The organism is Pseudomonas sp. PDM16 (genome assembly GCF_014851865.1).
GTDB lineage: Bacteria > Pseudomonadota > Gammaproteobacteria > Pseudomonadales > Pseudomonadaceae > Aquipseudomonas.
In genome coordinates, this window is the sequence record NZ_JACVAM010000001.1 from 1036083 (window position 1) to 1052515 (window position 16433).

Consider the following 16433-nt stretch of genomic DNA (forward strand, 5'->3'; position numbering starts at 1 on the left):
CTAGTGATTGCTGGACATGAATTGTTTACAGCGAGCCGACTGCGGGTTGTTGAACACCTGCTCGGGTGATCCCTGTTCCTCCACCAGACCCTGGTGGAGGAAGACCACTTCACTGGACACCTGGCGAGCGAAGTTCATCTCATGGGTGACCAGCAGCATGGTGCGGCCTTCGTCGGCCAGCGCGCGGATCACGTTAAGCACTTCCTGTACCATTTCCGGGTCGAGTGCCGAAGTTGGCTCGTCGAACAGGATCACTTTCGGCTGCATGGCCAGAGTACGAGCGATCGCGGCGCGCTGCTGCTGGCCGCCGGAAAGCTGATTCGGATAGGCATGGCGCTTGTCGGCGATGCCGACTTTGGCCAGCAGCGCCTCGGCCACCTCGGTGGCTTCGGCACGACTCTGGCCCAGCACACGACGGGGCGCCTCTATGATGTTGTCGAGGATGGTCATGTGCGGCCACAGATTGAAATTCTGGAACACGAAGCCGATCTCGCTGCGCAGGCGATTGATCTGCTTGTTGTCGGTCGCGATCAGGTCGCCGTTCTTCGCGGCCTTCAGCTTGAGCTCTTCACCGGCGACGAATATCTGCCCTTCGTGCGGGTTTTCCAGCAGGTTGATGCAGCGCAGGAAGGTCGACTTGCCGGAACCGGAGGAGCCGAGGATGGAGATCACGTCGCCGTCGCGCGCGGTCAGCGAGATGCCCTTGAGCACTTCGAGTTCGCCGTAGCGTTTGTGCAGGTTGCGGATTTCCAGCGCGGGCGTTGCCTCGGCCATGGGGTGTCCTCTTGTTATGCGGATGCGCTCCGGCTACTGGCCGCCTTCCTAGCGTGCGGCTGAACCTAGCATAGCGTCGGCGGAGCGCCAAGCAGGGTTCCGGCGCCGCTTGCCGCGGCCGCGGCGAGTTGTCGCATCATGACAGTTGTGTGTCGCGCCCAAACAAAAAAGCCCGATGCGCGGATCGGGCTTCAGTCAGGGTGGCCGGATCATTTGTCGGCCGGATCGGAGTTTACTGGACTCACCGTTTCGGGTGAAGTCCGAAGGTCAGGCGCCTTGCGATGCCCTTCGGCGATGGCGGATGACCTCGATTACGCCCGGCAGGATCGAAACGAAGATGATTGCCACGATCAGGTAGTGAAGATTGCTCTGCACCACCGGCAAGTTGCCGAAGAAGTAGCCGGCGTAGCTGAACAAGGTGACCCAGACGACCGCGCCGATCACGTTGTAAGCGGCGAAGCGGCGGTAGGGCATGTGGCCCATGCCGGCGACGAAGGGGGCGAAGGTGCGCACGATGGGTACGAAGCGAGCGAGGATGATGGTCTTGCCGCCGTGCTTGTCGTAGAAGGCCTCGGTGACTTCCAGGTAGCGGCGACGGAAGATCTTCGAGTCCGGGTTGGCGAACAGTTTGGCGCCGAAGAAGCGGCCGATGCTGTAATTGACCGCGTCGCCGAGGATGGCGGCAATGATCAGCAGCACGACCATCAGGTGTACGTTCATCGTGTCCTGGGTGGCGATGGCGCCAGCGACGAACAGTAGCGAGTCGCCGGGCAGGAAGGGCGTCACCACCAGGCCGGTCTCGCAGAAGATGATCAGGAACAGGATGCCGTAGATCCACGGCCCATAGGCGGCGGTCAGCTCCGCCAGATGGCGGTCGATATGCAGGATGAAGTCGATGACAAGCTGGATGAATTCCATCAGGGCTCCACTCGCCGAAGCGTGGGCGCGATTCCTGCGCCGTAGATAGCAAAAACCCCTGAGACCTTGCGGAATCAGGGGTTTCTATATTTTGGTGCCCAGAGACGGAGTCGAACCGCCGACACGGGGATTTTCAATCCCCTGCTCTACCAACTGAGCTATCTGGGCAACGGGGCGCAATTAAACGGATTTGAACGGGTAGTGTCAAGCGAGGGAATGAAAAAATTTCAGTACAGACGGGCTGTTACGAGTATTCGGGGTGGCGCGGGCCGTTTTCGGCCCGCATCCGCATCATGCGCTTGGTGGCACGTAGCCGTCGGCTTTGGCGTAGTCCTCGCCGGAGAGGAATTTGTCCATCTCGGCCTGGAGGAACTTGCGGTCCTCGGCATTCATCATGTTCAGTCGGCGCTCGTTGATCAGCATGGTCTGATGTGCCTGCCATTCGTCCCAGGCCTTCTTCGACACGTTGTCGTAGATGTCCTGGCCCTTGGCTCCGGGGTAGGGTGGGCGGTCGAGGCCAGGCAGGTCTTCGTTGTACTTGCGGCAGTGGATGGTGCGGCTCATGGCTGTTCTCCTGCATTCAGTGCTTCCGCTGCTCGCTTGAGGAGCTTCTTCACCGGGGCGGCCAAGCCCAGGCGTGGCGGGCTGGCGAGGTTATACCAGAGCCAGTCGCCCTCGGCCATGACGTGGCCAGCCTGGTCCACGCGAATCAGCCAGGGCTCGATGGCCAACTGGAAATGGCTGAAGGTGTGTGTGAGTCCGCCCAGCTCATGGCGCTCGCCGACTCGCAGGGCGTGTTGGCTGACCAGCGGCTCGAGACCATCGAGGTCATCCAGCTCCGGCAGGCTCCACAGGCCGCCCCATAGTCCTGCGGACGGGCGGCGGTAGAGCAGGATGGCGCCCTCGTGGTTAGCCAGCAGTGGCATCAGTGTGCGCTTCTGCGGCAGTGCCTTGCGTGGCTTGGATTCGGGGAAGTCGGTCTCGCGACCCAGCAAGTGCGCGCGGCAGCCGTCGCGCACCGGGCACAGCAAGCAACTCGGCTTGCTGCGGGTACAGAGGGTGGCGCCCAGGTCCATCATCGCCTGGGTGTAGTTGTTGACCCGCTGGTGCGGGGTCAGTTGCTCCGCCAGTTGCCAGAGCTGATCAGCAATCTTGGGCTCGCCCGGGTGGCCGTGCTGGGCCTTGTAGCGGGCCAGCACGCGCTTGACGTTGCCGTCGAGGATCGGTGCCCGCAGACCCATGCTCAGGCTGGCGATGGCGCCGGCGGTGGAGCGGCCGATGCCGGGTAGCTCGGCGAGCTGCTCGACCGAGCGCGGAAACTCGCCGCCATGTTGCTCCACCACCGTCTTCGCCGCCTTGTGCAGGTTGCGTGCGCGGGTGTAGTAGCCAAGGCCGGTCCACAGGTGCAGCACCTCGTCTTCCGGCGCCTCGGCCAGCGCCTGTACGGTCGGCAGAGCTTCCATGAATCGATCGAAGTAGCCGAGCACGGTGCTGACCTGGGTCTGCTGCAGCATGATCTCGGAGACCCATACCCGATACGGGGTGATGCCCTGTTGCCAGGGCAGATCCTTGCGGCCGTGCAGGTCGTACCAGGCCAGCACTGCACCATTGAACTGTTCGGGGCTCATCGGTTGAACAGGCCCTTCAGCGCGTCCTTGAGTTCCGGGGTCACCTTGTCGCCGAGCTTCTCTTCCAGCTTCTCGCTGAGCTTGTCGCCGGCCAGCTTGGTGGCGATCTTGCCTAGGCCGTCCTTGTCGAGGCGACAGGCCTTGGCGCCCATCTCCAGCGGACCGCGGCAGCGCAGCGGCCACTCCAGGCCGACATAGCGCTCGTTGACCTGGCAGGCCGGGTCCGGCATGGCGCCTTTGTCGCCCTCGATAACGATACCGACGCGATAGTCCATGCCCAGCACTCGCAGATCGAGGTCGCCGTCACCGTTGACTGTCAGACCGGGGATGCGTGCCTTGAGGTCCGGGTTGCTGGCCACCCCATTGGTGAACTTCAGGTTGCCCTGCAGCTCCTCGAAGGGTGTGTCCATACTGCGCGGCTCTCCGGAGAGCGATTTGCGGTTGAGGGTGGCAATGCCCTGGCACAACTGCTGTTCGAGGTTGGCGTCGACCAGCACGCCATCGCTCAGGCTGAAGCTGGCGGTGCCGTTGAGGGCGTCGATCCAGGCCTTCTGGCTGTTGCCCTGGGTGCGCAGATCGGCGCTCAGATCCAGCTGGCCACGCACTGGGGGCTTCTCGCCGCGTGCCTCGAGCAGCTTCTCCACCGGGATGCGCTTGAGCTGTTTGCTGGCGGTCAGCAGCGGTACGGCCGGGCGTGTGTCGAGTTGCGAGCGTGCGGCGAATTCGCCGCCGTATAGGTCGCCACGCAGTTCCTGCAGGTCGAGCAGGCCGCCCTTGGCAGAGGCCTTGAGGGCAGCGCTCTCGATCGGCAGTTTGCTCAGGATCAACTGACCGAGACTGATGTTCGCTTGCACATCGAGCTTGCGCAGGCTTTCCAGCGGTAGCACCGGCTCGCTGCTCCAGGCCTGTAGGGTCGGTGCGTTTGGCAGAGGGGTACTGCCGCTGCTGCCGGCAGCGGCGACTGCCTCCTTGACCTCGTTCTGGCGTGCCTTGCCGGCCGAGGCCTCCTTGCTCTCCGGAGGCAGGTAGCGGTCGACATCAAGCTTGTCGCCCTTGAGCTGCAGGCGTATTGCCTGCTTGGCGAAGTCGCTGACCGCCAGGCTGCCGGTGAAGGCGCTGTCGTCCAGTTTCAGACTCAGGTCGTTGAAACTCAGGCTATTAGTGGTGCCAGCCAGTCGGCTGGACATTTCGACACGGGACAGGGTGCTGGTATCGCGCATGGCTGGCAGGGCCACGCCGAGGCCTTCCAAGAATTCGCGGAGATTGAACTGGGCCAGCGAGAGATTGCCTTCCAGTTGCGGGTTTTTCTCCAGGTCACGTAGCTTCAGCTCGCCAAGGACCCGCAGCTGGTTGGCGGATAGTTTGATTCCGGTCCACTCGGCCACCTGCGCGGATTGGTCGACCAGCAACTGGCCCTGACTGGCGAAGGTCAGGGTCTTGCCGTTGAGCGGCTCGCCAGAGGCCTCACCGGCCAGCTTGATGTCCTGTAGCTGGTAGCGCTTGAGGTCGCGATCGAAGCGCAGCAGACCTTGAAGTTCGGTCTTGGCGCGCAGCACCGGCTGGTTGGTGCCGAGGAATGCCAGCAGCTTGACCGGGATGTCCGCGCCCTCGCGGATGGCGCCGGTGGACAGCTCGATGCCCTCGGCGCTGAATTGCTTGCCGCTCTGACCGTCCTGATAGTCGACGCGCGAATTGCTGATCGTCAGGCTGTCGATATCCAGCTTGACCGGCTTGCCACTCTCTTCGGTGGTCTGCGCGGTGGTTGCGTTCGGCTCGGCCGGTGCGGTCGGCGCAGGTTCGCTCGATGCGGGTTTGGCGGGCTGGCCGACGCCTTCCCAGTTGCTGCGGCCCTTCTCGTCGCGCTGCAGGGTCAGATCGAGACCGTCGACGCGGATGTCGCTCATCTGCACTTCCTTGTACAGCAGCGGCAGTACGCGTACCGACAGGCCGAGCAGGCGCAGATTGGCGAAGGGTTTTTCCGGGGTGTCGGCACTAGCCAGGGTGGCGTCGGTCAGCTCCAGGCCGAGCCAGGGGAACAGGCTCCAGCCGATATCGCCGTTGAGTTTCAGCTCGAGATTGGCCTTGTCGCGGGCCAGTTGCTGGATCTCGTCCTTGTAGTCGTTGGGATCGAATAGATGGGTCAGGGCGAAGCCGAGGCCGACGAGGATCAGCAGCAGTCCGAGAAATACCAGACCCAGGATTTTGCCAAAGGCTTTCATGGACCAGTCCTTGTGAGGGTTCTTCATGTAGGGGCGGGAGTATACCGCCGCCGGGCTTGCGGCGAGCGCCAGGTTGGCGTCGGGCCGGCCGCGTTCGGCAGGGCTTTGGATGGTCAGGTCGACGAGCGGTTCCCCTGATACCGGAGACGCCCGCCCGTGGCGCGCGGAGAAAGCCGATTTGGCAGCGGCGGCCCATCCATCTGGGCGGCAGAGAGGTAGGCTGCTCACATAACTACAAGGATAGGTCTTGATGAATATCGTCGTGATGGCCGTGCCGCTGTACATCCTGCTGATGCTGCTGGAGCTTGCCTATGAGCGCTGGAGCGGTCGCCACACTTATCGCCTGGCCGACGCCACCACCAGCATCAACACTGCAGTGCTGCGCGTGCTGCTGGAGGGCCCGCTGCGCCTGCTGCTGGTGATCCCCTACGCCTGGCTGTACGAGCATGCGCGGTTGTGGACGCTCGACCCGAGCTCGCCTTGGACCTGGCTGCTCGGCTTCATCGCGGTGGACTTCTGCTTCTACTGGGCGCACCGCAGCCTGCATCGCTACAACCTGCTGTGGGGTGCGCATCAGCCGCACCATTCCAGCGAGGACTTCAACCTCTCCACCGCGCTGAGCAAGGGCGCCTTCCAGACCGCCTTCGACTGGCCCTTCTACCTGCCGCTGGCGCTGCTCGGCCTGCCGTTGCCGCTGTTCCTGGTGTTGCTCGGCGCGCAGCTGGTCTACCAGTTCTGGATTCACAGCCAGCATGTCGGGCGGCTGGGAATTCTCGAGTGGTTTATGGTCACGCCGACCAATCACCGCGTGCACCATGGCCAGAACGATCGCTACATAGACCGGAACCACGGTGGCGTATTCCTGATCTGGGATCGCCTGTTCGGCACCTATGCCGACGAGGACGAGCCGGTGCGCTACGGCGTGACCACCCCGGTGCGCACCTTCGACCCGATCCGCCTACAGTTCTCCTGGTGGCGCCTGCTCTGGGCCGACGCCGTGGCGACCCGCTCCTGGTGGGACAAGCTGCGCCTGTGGTGGATGCCCACCGGCTGGCGCCCGGCGGATGTGGCCGAGCGGCCCTGGCCGAAGATGGGCGCGGACAAGTTCGACTGCATCTATCCGGCTGGTCTGAAGTGGTATGCCTTCGTCCAGTTCGTGGCGATCAACGCCATGGCTCTGTGCTACCTGGCGGCGGTCAAGCGCGCCGAGCTGTGGCAGGCGCTGCTGCTTGTGCCGCTGGTGCTGGCCGGCTGCGTCGGCCTCGGTCTGCTGTTCGAGGGCAAGCGCGCCTTGTGGAAGGTGGAGGCGGGGCGCCAAGTGGTGATGGCGAGTGCGGCGCTGGCCTGGGCGCTGTGGCTGGCGCCGCAGCAACTGGTCGTGGGGCTCGGGCTGGTGGGGCTGTGTCTGGCCAGCCTGCTGTGGCTGGTCTGGTTGGCGGCCAGGCCGCAGCTGGCGCAGACGTCCTAAAGGCTATCCAGCGGCAGGCCGGTGCGTGCAGCCAGGGCCTGGCTTTCCAGATGATCCTTCGGCGCTGCCAGGCGCAGCGGCTTGCCGGCCTCGGACGCCAGGCGCTTGGCTTCGTCGAGGATGCGCCGGGCCACGCCGCGCTTGCGGGTGACCTTGCGCACGCACAGGTGCGACAGGTGCCAGCAGTCTTCGCCGCGCACCAGCAGGGCGGCGCCGAGCAGGCGGTCGTTGAAGCGCCCGGCGATCAGCTTGCCGTGGCCTATGCCATCGGCAAGCAAGGCGTCGACGCTGGCGTAGGGCTCAAGCAGCCAATCCGGCGCGTCGGCGTAGACCTTGCCCAGGTCGGTGTGGTCCTGGGTGGACGGGCGGCTGACGATTTCGACCAGAACGGGCATGGTGATTCCTCGCAAGAGCAGGCTGCGCAGTGTAAGGCCGAGTCGATTACACCGATAGCCACGGCTCCGACCACCGCCGGTAGCCGTGAAAGCCACGGCCCGCCTATAATGGCGGCCTTTTCCCGTGAGCAGCCTTGGAGCTGGAGAGATGGCCGAACGTACGGCGTCCGTCGAGCGCAACACCCTGGAGACCCAGATCAAGGTCTCGATCAACCTGGATGGTACTGGCAAGGCCAAGTTCGATATTGGCGTGCCGTTCCTCGAGCACATGCTCGACCAGATCGCCCGTCATGGCCTGATCGACCTGGACATCCATTGCAAGGGCGACCTGCATATCGACGACCACCACACCGTGGAAGACGTCGGCATCACCCTCGGCCAGGCCTTCGCTAAGGCCGTCGGCGACAAGAAGGGCATGACCCGCTACGGCCACTCCTATGTCCCGCTGGACGAGGCGCTGTCGCGCGTGGTGATCGACTTCTCCGGCCGTCCCGGCCTGCAGATGCACGTGCCGTTCACCCGCGCGGTGGTTGGCGGCTTCGACGTGGACCTGTTCCAGGAGTTCTTCCAGGGCTTCGTCAATCATGCCTTGGTGTCTCTGCATATCGACAACCTGCGTGGCAGCAACACCCACCACCAGATCGAGACCGTATTCAAGGCCTTCGGCCGCGCCCTGCGCATGGCCGTCGAGCTGGATCCGCGCATGGCCGGGCAGATGCCGTCGACCAAGGGCTGCCTGTAAATGCAGACAGTTGCAGTAATCGACTATGGCATGGGCAACCTGCACTCGGTGGCCAAGGCTCTGGAGCACGTTGGCGCCGGGCGAGTCATCGTCACCAGCGACGCCAATGTGATCCGCGAGGCCGACCGCGTGGTGTTCCCCGGCGTCGGCGCGATCCGCGACTGCATGGCCGAGATCAAGCGCCTGGGCTTCGATGAGCTGGTACGCGAAGTCAGTGTCGATCGCCCGTTCCTCGGTATCTGCGTCGGTATGCAGGCCCTGCTGGAGCGCAGCGAGGAGAACGGCGGCGTCGACTGCATCGGCCTGTTCCCCGGCCAGGTGCGCTTCTTCGGCAAGGATCTGCATGAAGACGGCGAGCACCTGAAGGTGCCGCACATGGGCTGGAACGAAGTCGCCCAAGTGGTCGATCACCCGCTCTGGCACGAGATTCCGGACAACGGTCGTTTCTACTTCGTGCACAGCTACTACATCGAGGCCGGCAACCCGGCGCAGGTGGTTGGTGGCGGTCACTACGGCAAGGATTTCGCTGCGGCGCTGGCCGATGGCTCGCGTTTCGCCGTGCAGTTCCACCCGGAGAAGAGCCATACCCATGGCCTGCAGTTGCTGCAGAACTTCGTCGGCTGGGATGGTCGCCGGTAAATGAGCCGGGGCAAGAAGGTCGCGCTGCTGGAGCTTGAGGGCGGTCAGCAACAGGCCGCGTTGCAGGTGCTGAAGAACTTCCTGGAAGACCGTTTCGAGCTCGAGCTGGGCTCGTTCGAGGTGCAGGAAGTGCTCGACCTGATCGGCCGCGAGATCGCCCCGCACTACTACAACAAGGCGATTGCCGATACGCAGGCCCTGCTGGCCGAGCGTTTCGCCAGCCTGGAAAGCGATTTGTGGGCGCTCGAGAAGAGCTGACCCATCTACGAATTCACGATTTGAGCAGGTTCACGCGATGCTGATTATCCCCGCTATCGATCTCAAGGACGGCGCCTGCGTACGTCTGCGCCAGGGCCGCATGGAAGACTCCACCGTGTTCTCCGATGACCCGGTGAGCATGGCTGCCAAGTGGGTCGAGGGCGGCTGCCGTCGCCTGCACCTGGTCGACCTCAACGGCGCCTTCGAAGGCCAGCCGGTCAACGGTGAGGTGGTTACCGCCATCGCCAAGCGCTACCCGAGCCTGCCGATCCAGATCGGTGGCGGCATCCGTACCCTGGAAACCATCGAGCACTATGTGCGCGCCGGCGTCAGCTACGTGATCATCGGTACCAAGGCGGTTAAAGAACCGGAGTTCGTCACCGAGGCGTGCAAGGCCTTCCCGGGCAAGGTCATTGTCGGCCTGGACGCCAAAGACGGCTTCGTCGCCACCGACGGCTGGGCCGAAGTGTCCAGCGTGCAGGCCACCGACCTGGCCAAGCGCTTCGAGGCCGACGGTGTGTCCGCCATCGTTTATACCGACATCGCCAAAGACGGCATGATGCAGGGCTGCAACGTCGAGGCCACCGCAGCCCTGGCCGCCGCCAGCAAGATCCCGGTGATCGCCTCCGGCGGCATCCACAACCTCGGCGATATCGAGAAGCTGCTGCTGGCTCGTTCGCCGGGCATCATGGGCGCCATCACCGGTCGCGCGATCTACGAAGGCACCCTGGACGTCGCCGAGGCCCAGGCCTTCTGCGACTCCTATAAAGGCTGAGGGCTGCTGACATGGCGCTGGCGAAACGCATCATTCCTTGCCTCGACGTGGACAACGGCCGCGTGGTCAAGGGCGTCAAGTTCGAGAACATCCGCGACGCCGGCGACCCGGTGGAGATCGCCCGCCGCTACGACGAGCAGGGCGCCGACGAGATTACCTTCCTCGACATCACCGCCAGCGTCGACGGGCGCGACACCACCCTGCACACGGTGGAGCGCATGGCCAGCCAGGTGTTCATCCCGCTCACCGTCGGTGGCGGCGTGCGTACCGTGCAGGACATCCGCAACCTGCTCAATGCCGGTGCCGACAAGGTATCGATCAACACCGCTGCGGTGTTCAACCCGGAATTCGTCGGCGAAGCCGCCGCGCGTTTCGGCTCGCAGTGCATTGTCGTCGCCATCGACGCCAAGAAGGTTGCACCGGGTCGCTGGGAAATCTTCACCCATGGCGGGCGCAAGCCGACCGGCCTGGATGCCGTGGCCTGGGCCAAGAAGATGGAGGACCTCGGCGCCGGCGAGATTCTGCTGACCAGCATGGATCAGGACGGCGTGAAGAGCGGCTACGACCTCGGCGTGACCCGCGCCATCAGCGAGAGCCTGAGCATCCCGGTGATCGCCTCCGGCGGCGTCGGCAACCTCGAGCACCTGGCCGCCGGCATCCTCGAAGGCAAGGCCGATGCCGTGCTGGCTGCCAGCATCTTTCACTTCGGCGAGTACAGCGTGCCGGAAGCCAAGGCCTATCTGGCCAGTCGCGGTATCGTGGTGCGCTGAGCCAGGTGTGCGCGAGATGCTAACTGCCGCTGCGCTGGCCGGCTAGAATATCGGGGTTAGTTCGCCGCCGGCGAACCCCCTTTGTTCGACAAGGAGTCTCTATGCTGCTCCCCAGGCTGCTGGCCCTGTTCCTGCTGTTGGTCGGCACCACTCAGGCGCGCGCCGAATCACTGGTGCTGCTCACCGAAAACCTTCCACCCTTCAACATGGCTGTCAGCGGCGGCAACTTCGCGCGTGACGACGGCATCAGTGGCATCAATGCCGAAACCACTCGCCTGATCTGCCAGCGTGCCGGCATCGAGTGCCAGCAGATCCTGCGTTTCCCTTGGGAACGGGTCTACACCCAGGCTCTGAGCGAGGCTGGCTACGGCCTGTTCTCGGTTGCCCGCACGGTCGAGCGTGAGGGCCTGTTCAAATGGATCGGCCCCATCGCCAGCGAGGATTGGGTGCTGCTCGCCCGTGCCGATTCGCCGATCCAGCTGAACAGTCTGGATCAGGCCAAGCCGTACCGACTGGGTGGTTACAAAGGAGATGCGCCGACCGACAAGGTGGTCGAGTCCGGTCTCGATGTGCAGCAGTCGTTATACGACAAGGAAAACCCAGTACGTCTGGCCGAGGGTCAGATAGATCTATGGGTGACCTCGTCGATCGCGGGCCAGTATCTGGCCCGCCAGCAGGGCTACAAGGACTTCCGTGTGGTGTTGACCTTCGGTCGTGGCGATCTATACCTGGCGCTTAACAAGCAGACATCCGATGCCACCGTGGACAAGCTACGCACCGCCTTGGAGCAGCTGCGCAGTGAAGGCCAATTACAGGCCATCGCGCAGAAGTACTGAGAAACGTCGCCTACACTCGAGTAGGCGCCAAACCGCTGGATATGGTTCGCTTCTTGCGTGATCTGCACGGCGAGCGACCTGTCCGCGCTGGCCGGCGTGACGCAGTTCAACGTAGTTGGCCGATGGCGTGGCACTATGCCCGCTTCCCACTGCGCCGGTCTGCGTGCCGGTCGGAGACCGCCCCGAGCGCAAGGCTCGAGGGGCGGCCATTTGCAGAGAAGTCGCCCAAACAACCACAATTCTGGAGCTGTACTGCAATGTTGAAGTATCTGCACAAGGCGCTGTTTTTCGGCCTGCTGGTCTTGGCCGGCAGCGCGCGAGCCGAAGTCTCCGAAGACTACAAGATGATCCTGCTGACGGAGAACTTCCCGCCGTTCAACATGGCCATCGATGACAAGAACTTCGCTCGCGACGACAGCATCGACGGCATCAGCGCCGACATCGTGCGCGAAATGTTCAAGCGTGCAGGCATTGGCTATAACCTGAGCCTGCGCTTTCCCTGGGACCGCATCTACCGTCTGACGCTGGACAAGGCCAACTATGGGCTGTTCTCCACTACCTTCACCGAAGAGCGCAAGCCGCTGTTCAAGTGGGTTGGTCCGCTGGCCAAGAGCGAATGGGTGCTGCTCGCCGCACCGGGTAGCACCATCAAGGTCAACAGCCTGGAAGAGGCGCGCAAATACAACATCGGCGCCTACAAGAACGATGCAGTGAGCCAGCATCTGGAGAGCAAGGGGCTAAAGCCGCTGAACTCCCTGCGTGACCAGGAGAACGTGGCCAAGTTGATGAGTGGCAAGATCGACCTGTGGGCCACCACCGATCCAGTCGGCCGCTACCTGGCCAAGCAAGAAGGCGCCAGCGGCCTGCAGGTGGTACTGCGCTTCAACAGTGCCGAGCTGTTCCTGGCGCTGAACAAGGAGACGCCAGACGAGGTGGTCGAGCGTCTGCAGAAGGCCCTGGATGAGTTGCGCGGCGAAGGTTTCGTCGACGAGATCACCAACAACTATCTATAAAGCCCTCGCGGGGCGCTATTCGGGCCCCGAAACCGAGCAGTGGCGGCACACCGCCACTGTCTTCTGGTTCGTGCTAACCTTTTGCCGCCCCGAGGCCGGTTAGCTGCCTTGAGCGGGTACCGGAGGGCATGCCCTCCCGCCTCTCCCGACTGTCAAGGAAACGGATATGTTGTTGAAGCGACTGACCATGGTGTTGCTAGGCATTGGCCTGCTGTTTTCCACCCTGGCGCGAGCCGAACTGCCTGCCGACTACAAGGTGGTGCTGCAAACCGAGAACTTCCCGCCATACAACATGGCTACTAACGGCAAGAACTTCGCCCGTGAGGAGAACCTCACCGGTATTGCTGTGGACGTGGTGCGTGAAACCTTCAAGGCAGCCGGTATTTCGTACACCATGACCCTGCGTTTTCCCTGGGCGCGAGTCTACAAGATGGCCCTGGAGACGCCGAACAACGGTGCTTTCGTAATGGCCAAGCTGCCGGAGCGCGAGAAGCTGTTCAAGTGGGTCGGCCCCATCGGTCCGGATGACTGGGTGATGCTGGCTCGTGCCGATAGCACCATCAACCTGATCAGCCTGGAGCAGGCCAAGTCCTATCGGGTTGGCGCCTACAAGGGCGACGCCATCGAGGAGCATCTGGTCAAGCAGGGGCTGGAGCCGATCAGCTCACTTCGCGATCAGGAAAACGCGCATAAATTGCAGGAAGGCAAGATTGACCTGTGGGCCACTGGCGACCCCGCTGGCCGCTATCTGGCCAAGCAGGAAGGCGTCACCGGCCTGAAGACCGTGCTGCGTTTCGACAGCGCCGAACTGTTCCTCGCGCTGAACCCGGATACCCCTGATGAGGTGGTCGAGCGTTTGCAGAAGGCTCTGGATGACCTGCGTGCGAGTGGCAAGGTTGACCAGATCTTCCAGAGTTACGTGCAGTAAGTTGGGTCTGCATCAAAAAAACCGGGCTTGCCCGGTTTTTTTACGGTTTGCCCTAGAGGCTGCTTGCGAGCTTTGCGCTAGAGCCATGCGAGGCGCAACGGCCAGCTGGAGCAACAGCAGCAGGCTGGCCAAAAAGGGTGAGCAGTAGCGAATAACTCAGACCAGGGCGCGCAGTTTACATGCGGTAAATGAGCAGCCGGAGACTGGTTGACCAGTCTCCGGCTGCTAGTTAGTGCGTTGCAACGCGGCATGACCGACGATCAAGAGATCGTCGGCGGGCGATCAGTCGCCGCGGGTGACACTCAGGCCTTTCAGCAGATTGAGCGCCTGGCTCAGCTGATAGTCGTCGTCTTGTGGGCGTGGGGCGCTCTTGACCTTCTTGCCACTGGGCTTGTCCTCACCACCGTTGCCGTTACCCAGGTGGCCAGCCAGATCGGCCTCCTTGATCAGTTCGCCGCCTTCCTCGCGGGTCAGCTTGGCGCGGGCTACCTCGATATCCGGCACGATGCCTTGAGCCTGAATGGAGCGGCCGTTGGGAGTGAAGTACAGGGCGGTGGTGAGCTTGAGGGCACGGTCGTTGTTCAATGGCAGCACGGTCTGCACCGAGCCTTTGCCGAAGCTGTCCGTGCCCATCAGCACGCCGCGCTTATGGTCCTGCAGGGCGCCGGCGACGATCTCCGAGGCCGAGGCGCTGCCACCATTGATCAATACCACCAGTGGCACGCCCTCGCTGGCGTCGGCCGGGTCGGCGTTGAAGCGCAGCTCGGAGTTGGCGATGCGGCCCTCGGTGTAGACGATCAGACCCTTCTTGAGGAAGTGATCGGAAACTTCGACCGCGGCCTGTAGCACGCCGCCTGGGTTGTTGCGCAGATCCAGAATCAGACCGCGCATCTTTTTGCCGTTGTCCTTGCGCAGCTTGGCCAGGGCCTTACCGACTTCCTCGCCGGTGTTGACTTGGAACTGGGAGATACGGATCAGGCCGTAGCCATTCTCCAGCATCTGGCTCTTCACGCTGCGAACTTTGATCACTGCGCGAGTCAGCTCGACATCGAACGGTCGGCCGCCCTCGCGCACCAGGGTCAGGTTGATCTTGCTGCCGGCTTTGCCGCGCATCTTGTCCACCGCCTCCATCAGCGACAGGCCCTTGGTTGGCTGGCCATCGATCTTGACGATCAGGTCGCCCGGCTGAATGCCGGCCTTGGAGGCGGGAGTATCGTCGATCGGCGAGACCACCTTGATGAAGCCGTCTTCGGTGCCAACCTCGATGCCGAGGCCGCCGAACTCGCCGCTGGTGCTTTCCTGCAGCTCGGCGAAGGCTTCCGGCTCCAGATAGGCGGAGTGCGGGTCGAGGTTGCTGAGCATGCCCTTGATGGCATTCTCCAGCAGGGTCTTGTCGTCCACCGGCTCGACGTAGGCGGCCTTGATGCGGTCCATCACCTCGGCGAAGGTGCGCAGCTCGTCCAGTGGCAGCGGCGCCTTGCCCTCGGTGGCGGCTGGCGCCTCGACGACGTCGGCGGCCAGGCTGACAGGGCTGCCGAGCAGCACGCCAAGGGCCAGGGCGATGGGGGTGAGACGACGGAACTGCTGCATGTGAACTCCCAATGTAATGAGGCGCTGACAGCGTCGGGCTGTCATCCCTGTGCGCGGCACCATTGTGCAGGGTCGCTTGGGCGACCCTGCTGGCGGATGGCGAAGTACAGCGCCGGGGTATCCTGGCCACCGCTGGTACCGACCGTGGCGATGGCTTCACCGGCCTTGACGATGTCGCCAGCGTCCTTCAACAGGCTCTGATTGTGACCATACAGGCTCAGGTAGCCGTTACCGTGGTCGAGGATGACCAGAAGCCCGGCGCCGCGCAACCAGTCGGCGAACACCACGCGTCCGCCATGTACCGCATGCACCTGGCTGCCAGCGGAGGCGCCGATCAGCACGCCGTCCCATTTGGCCCGGGAATCGCCATCGCGGGTGGAGCCAAAGCGTGCCACCAGCCGGCCATTGACCGGCCACGGCAGCTTGCCCTTGGCCTTGGCGAAGGGGCCGCCGAAGCTGGCGCCATCGCTCGAGACCGCAGGGCCTGGCGGCAGCGTTCTGCTGTTGGGGTTGCGGGCCTGCTGGGATTCCAGAGCGGCCAGACGTTTTGCTTCCTCAGCTTCGCGGGCCTGGCGGGCCAGGGTTTCCTCGATTGTCTTGAGAACACGAGCGAGCTCGATCTGTTCCTGTTCTCTTGCCTTGAGCTTCCGGTCGCCTGCGCCGTAATCCTTGTTTAGCTTGGCCAGTGCTGCCTGACGCTCCTTGCGCGCGGCGGCGAGCTCTTTGCGGCGGTTGTCCAGCGTGCCTTTCTGTTCGAGCAACTGTGCCTGCTGGCTGGCGATGTCGGTTTCCACGTTGGCCAATTGGCGCAGGGTTTCGTTGAAGGCGCTGAGCTGTTCCAGGCGTGCCTTGCCGAGGTAGTCGTAGTAAGTGAGGGTGCGCGAGAACTGTTCTGGCTGTTGCTGGTTGAGCAGTAGGCGCAGCGGTTCCTGCTGGCCACTCTGGTAGGCGGCGCGAGCCTGCAGAGCGATCAGGCGCTGCTGTTCAAGGCGCGATTGCTGGAGTTTTTTTTTCTCCTGGTCGAGGCGCTTGAGCTCCTCCTCGCTCTTCTTCAGGTCGCCTTCCAGGCCCTTGACCTGTTTCTCCAGGCCGCCCATTTCCTTCTCGGTGCGCTGCAGTTCTTTCTGCACGCCGGATTTTTCCTGCTGCAGCTTCTCCAGCAGCTTCTTCAGCTCGGCCACGTCGGCGCGGGCAGCATCCAGCTGCTTCTGGGCTTCCGCCTTTTCATCGGCGAAGGCCGGGATGGCAAGGCAGGACAGGAGAACGAAGGCGAGGGCGCGAAACATGGGCGATGCGGCACCTGGAGCGGGGGAGGGCCTAGTATGCCCGTGGCGCAGCGCAAAAAAAACGCCCGCCGGCGGCAGCCGGCGAGCGTTTCGCGGATTGCTTCGCTTAAGAGCCTGTTCGCGATCTCGCGAGCTAGAGAAAAACAAGGCGAAAGTGGCTGAGGAAGCGCAGTTTACGAATGGTAAATGAGCAT

At 63.3% G+C, this 16433-nt stretch carries 17 protein-coding genes and 1 tRNA gene; 9 read left to right on the forward strand and 9 right to left on the reverse strand.

What is annotated here, in order from left to right; all coding sequences use genetic code 11:
- The 6 genes from IB234_RS04835 to IB234_RS04860 all read right to left on the reverse strand — a co-directional run bounded on the left by IB234_RS04835 (position 1) and on the right by IB234_RS04860 (position 5539).
- A complete protein-coding gene (locus IB234_RS04835; RefSeq protein ID WP_192314706.1) occupies positions 1 to 774 on the reverse strand; it encodes an ABC transporter ATP-binding protein in 774 nt (257 codons plus the stop codon).
- Between the two features lie 267 nt (positions 775 to 1041).
- The gene (locus IB234_RS04840) at positions 1042 to 1692 is read right to left on the reverse strand and encodes a DedA family protein (protein ID WP_192314709.1); all 651 of its coding nucleotides are present in this window, start codon (positions 1690 to 1692) and stop codon (positions 1042 to 1044) included.
- A 92-nt stretch (positions 1693 to 1784) separates the two neighbouring features.
- Positions 1785 to 1860: transfer RNA gene (locus IB234_RS04845), tRNA-Phe, on the reverse strand.
- Positions 1861 to 1983: 123 nt separating this feature from the next.
- Complete coding sequence (locus IB234_RS04850) at positions 1984 to 2256, reverse strand: oxidative damage protection protein (RefSeq protein ID WP_192314712.1); 273 nt, start codon at positions 2254 to 2256, stop codon at positions 1984 to 1986.
- Positions 2253 to 3320 (reverse strand): A/G-specific adenine glycosylase, encoded by a 1068-nt coding sequence (mutY, locus tag IB234_RS04855; RefSeq protein WP_192314715.1) that lies wholly within the window; start codon positions 3318 to 3320, stop codon positions 2253 to 2255. Before mutY ends, IB234_RS04850 begins: the two co-directional genes overlap by 4 nt.
- Entirely contained in the window at positions 3317 to 5539 is a 2223-nt protein-coding gene (locus IB234_RS04860; protein ID WP_192314718.1) for an AsmA family protein, read from the reverse strand. Before IB234_RS04860 ends, mutY begins: the two co-directional genes overlap by 4 nt.
- 250 nt (positions 5540 to 5789) lie before the next feature.
- Between IB234_RS04860 and IB234_RS04865 the strand changes: the two genes are divergently transcribed.
- Positions 5790 to 7007, forward strand: coding sequence for a sterol desaturase family protein (locus IB234_RS04865; RefSeq protein WP_192314721.1), 1218 nt, complete (start codon positions 5790 to 5792; stop codon positions 7005 to 7007).
- Here the strand turns inward: IB234_RS04865 and IB234_RS04870 are convergent.
- The gene (locus tag IB234_RS04870; protein ID WP_192314724.1) at positions 7004 to 7402 is read right to left on the reverse strand and encodes an acetyl-CoA sensor PanZ family protein; all 399 of its coding nucleotides are present in this window, start codon (positions 7400 to 7402) and stop codon (positions 7004 to 7006) included. The two genes, IB234_RS04865 and IB234_RS04870, sit on opposite strands and share 4 nt — an antisense overlap.
- A 148-nt stretch (positions 7403 to 7550) precedes the next feature.
- On the opposite strand from IB234_RS04870, the gene hisB reads away from it, so the two are divergent.
- The 8 genes from hisB (at position 7551) to IB234_RS04910 (ending at position 13363) form a co-directional block, all read left to right on the forward strand.
- Positions 7551 to 8144, forward strand: a complete 594-nt coding sequence (gene hisB / locus IB234_RS04875) for an imidazoleglycerol-phosphate dehydratase HisB (protein ID WP_192314726.1) — start codon at positions 7551 to 7553, stop codon at positions 8142 to 8144.
- Positions 8145 to 8783 (forward strand): imidazole glycerol phosphate synthase subunit HisH, encoded by a 639-nt coding sequence (hisH, locus tag IB234_RS04880; protein ID WP_192314728.1) that lies wholly within the window; start codon positions 8145 to 8147, stop codon positions 8781 to 8783.
- Positions 8784 to 9041, forward strand: a complete 258-nt coding sequence (locus IB234_RS04885; RefSeq protein ID WP_061902555.1) for a DUF2164 domain-containing protein — start codon at positions 8784 to 8786, stop codon at positions 9039 to 9041. It abuts the gene before it with no gap.
- Between the two features lie 37 nt (positions 9042 to 9078).
- Positions 9079 to 9816, forward strand: coding sequence for a 1-(5-phosphoribosyl)-5-[(5-phosphoribosylamino)methylideneamino]imidazole-4-carboxamide isomerase (gene hisA / locus IB234_RS04890; RefSeq protein ID WP_192314730.1), 738 nt, complete (start codon positions 9079 to 9081; stop codon positions 9814 to 9816).
- 11 nt (positions 9817 to 9827) lie between these two features.
- The gene (hisF, locus tag IB234_RS04895; RefSeq protein WP_192314732.1) at positions 9828 to 10586 is read left to right on the forward strand and encodes an imidazole glycerol phosphate synthase subunit HisF; all 759 of its coding nucleotides are present in this window, start codon (positions 9828 to 9830) and stop codon (positions 10584 to 10586) included.
- A 101-nt stretch (positions 10587 to 10687) separates the two neighbouring features.
- Entirely contained in the window at positions 10688 to 11422 is a 735-nt protein-coding gene (locus IB234_RS04900; RefSeq protein WP_192314734.1) for a substrate-binding periplasmic protein, read from the forward strand.
- 257 nt (positions 11423 to 11679) lie between these two features.
- Positions 11680 to 12435: a substrate-binding periplasmic protein gene (locus IB234_RS04905; RefSeq protein ID WP_192314736.1), complete on the forward strand. Its 756-nt coding sequence runs from the start codon at positions 11680 to 11682 to the stop codon at positions 12433 to 12435.
- 169 nt (positions 12436 to 12604) lie between these two features.
- The gene (locus tag IB234_RS04910) at positions 12605 to 13363 is read left to right on the forward strand and encodes a substrate-binding periplasmic protein (RefSeq protein ID WP_412547902.1); all 759 of its coding nucleotides are present in this window, start codon (positions 12605 to 12607) and stop codon (positions 13361 to 13363) included.
- Between the two features lie 282 nt (positions 13364 to 13645).
- On the opposite strand, the gene IB234_RS04915 is transcribed toward IB234_RS04910, so the two are convergent.
- Both IB234_RS04915 and IB234_RS04920 read right to left on the reverse strand, forming a co-directional pair.
- On the reverse strand, positions 13646 to 14953 hold the full coding sequence (locus IB234_RS04915) for a S41 family peptidase (RefSeq protein WP_192314741.1): 1308 nt from the start codon (positions 14951 to 14953) through the stop codon (positions 13646 to 13648).
- Between the two features lie 41 nt (positions 14954 to 14994).
- Positions 14995 to 16239 carry a murein hydrolase activator EnvC family protein gene (locus IB234_RS04920; RefSeq protein WP_192314744.1) on the reverse strand — a complete coding sequence of 415 codons (1245 nt, stop codon included), beginning with the start codon at positions 16237 to 16239 and terminating at the stop codon, positions 14995 to 14997.
- Positions 16240 to 16433: the final 194 nt, after the last annotated feature.

Bases quoted from the DNA above. Each gene is read 5' to 3' on its own strand.
- IB234_RS04835 (WP_192314706.1), bottom strand. From the start codon at position 774: ATGGCCGAGGCAACGCCCGCGCTGGAAATCCGCAACCTGCACAAACGC.
- IB234_RS04840 (WP_192314709.1), bottom strand. From the start codon at position 1,692: ATGGAATTCATCCAGCTTGTCATCGACTTCATCCTGCATATCGACCGC.
- IB234_RS04850 (WP_192314712.1), bottom strand. From the start codon at position 2,256: ATGAGCCGCACCATCCACTGCCGCAAGTACAACGAAGACCTGCCTGGC.
- mutY (WP_192314715.1), bottom strand. From the start codon at position 3,320: ATGAGCCCCGAACAGTTCAATGGTGCAGTGCTGGCCTGGTACGACCTG.
- IB234_RS04860 (WP_192314718.1), bottom strand. From the start codon at position 5,539: ATGAAAGCCTTTGGCAAAATCCTGGGTCTGGTATTTCTCGGACTGCTG.
- IB234_RS04865 (WP_192314721.1), top strand. From the start codon at position 5,790: ATGAATATCGTCGTGATGGCCGTGCCGCTGTACATCCTGCTGATGCTG.
- IB234_RS04870 (WP_192314724.1), bottom strand. From the start codon at position 7,402: ATGCCCGTTCTGGTCGAAATCGTCAGCCGCCCGTCCACCCAGGACCAC.
- hisB (WP_192314726.1), top strand. From the start codon at position 7,551: ATGGCCGAACGTACGGCGTCCGTCGAGCGCAACACCCTGGAGACCCAG.
- hisH (WP_192314728.1), top strand. From the start codon at position 8,145: ATGCAGACAGTTGCAGTAATCGACTATGGCATGGGCAACCTGCACTCG.
- IB234_RS04885 (WP_061902555.1), top strand. From the start codon at position 8,784: ATGAGCCGGGGCAAGAAGGTCGCGCTGCTGGAGCTTGAGGGCGGTCAG.
- hisA (WP_192314730.1), top strand. From the start codon at position 9,079: ATGCTGATTATCCCCGCTATCGATCTCAAGGACGGCGCCTGCGTACGT.
- hisF (WP_192314732.1), top strand. From the start codon at position 9,828: ATGGCGCTGGCGAAACGCATCATTCCTTGCCTCGACGTGGACAACGGC.
- IB234_RS04900 (WP_192314734.1), top strand. From the start codon at position 10,688: ATGCTGCTCCCCAGGCTGCTGGCCCTGTTCCTGCTGTTGGTCGGCACC.
- IB234_RS04905 (WP_192314736.1), top strand. From the start codon at position 11,680: ATGTTGAAGTATCTGCACAAGGCGCTGTTTTTCGGCCTGCTGGTCTTG.
- IB234_RS04915 (WP_192314741.1), bottom strand. From the start codon at position 14,953: ATGCAGCAGTTCCGTCGTCTCACCCCCATCGCCCTGGCCCTTGGCGTG.
- IB234_RS04920 (WP_192314744.1), bottom strand. From the start codon at position 16,239: ATGTTTCGCGCCCTCGCCTTCGTTCTCCTGTCCTGCCTTGCCATCCCG.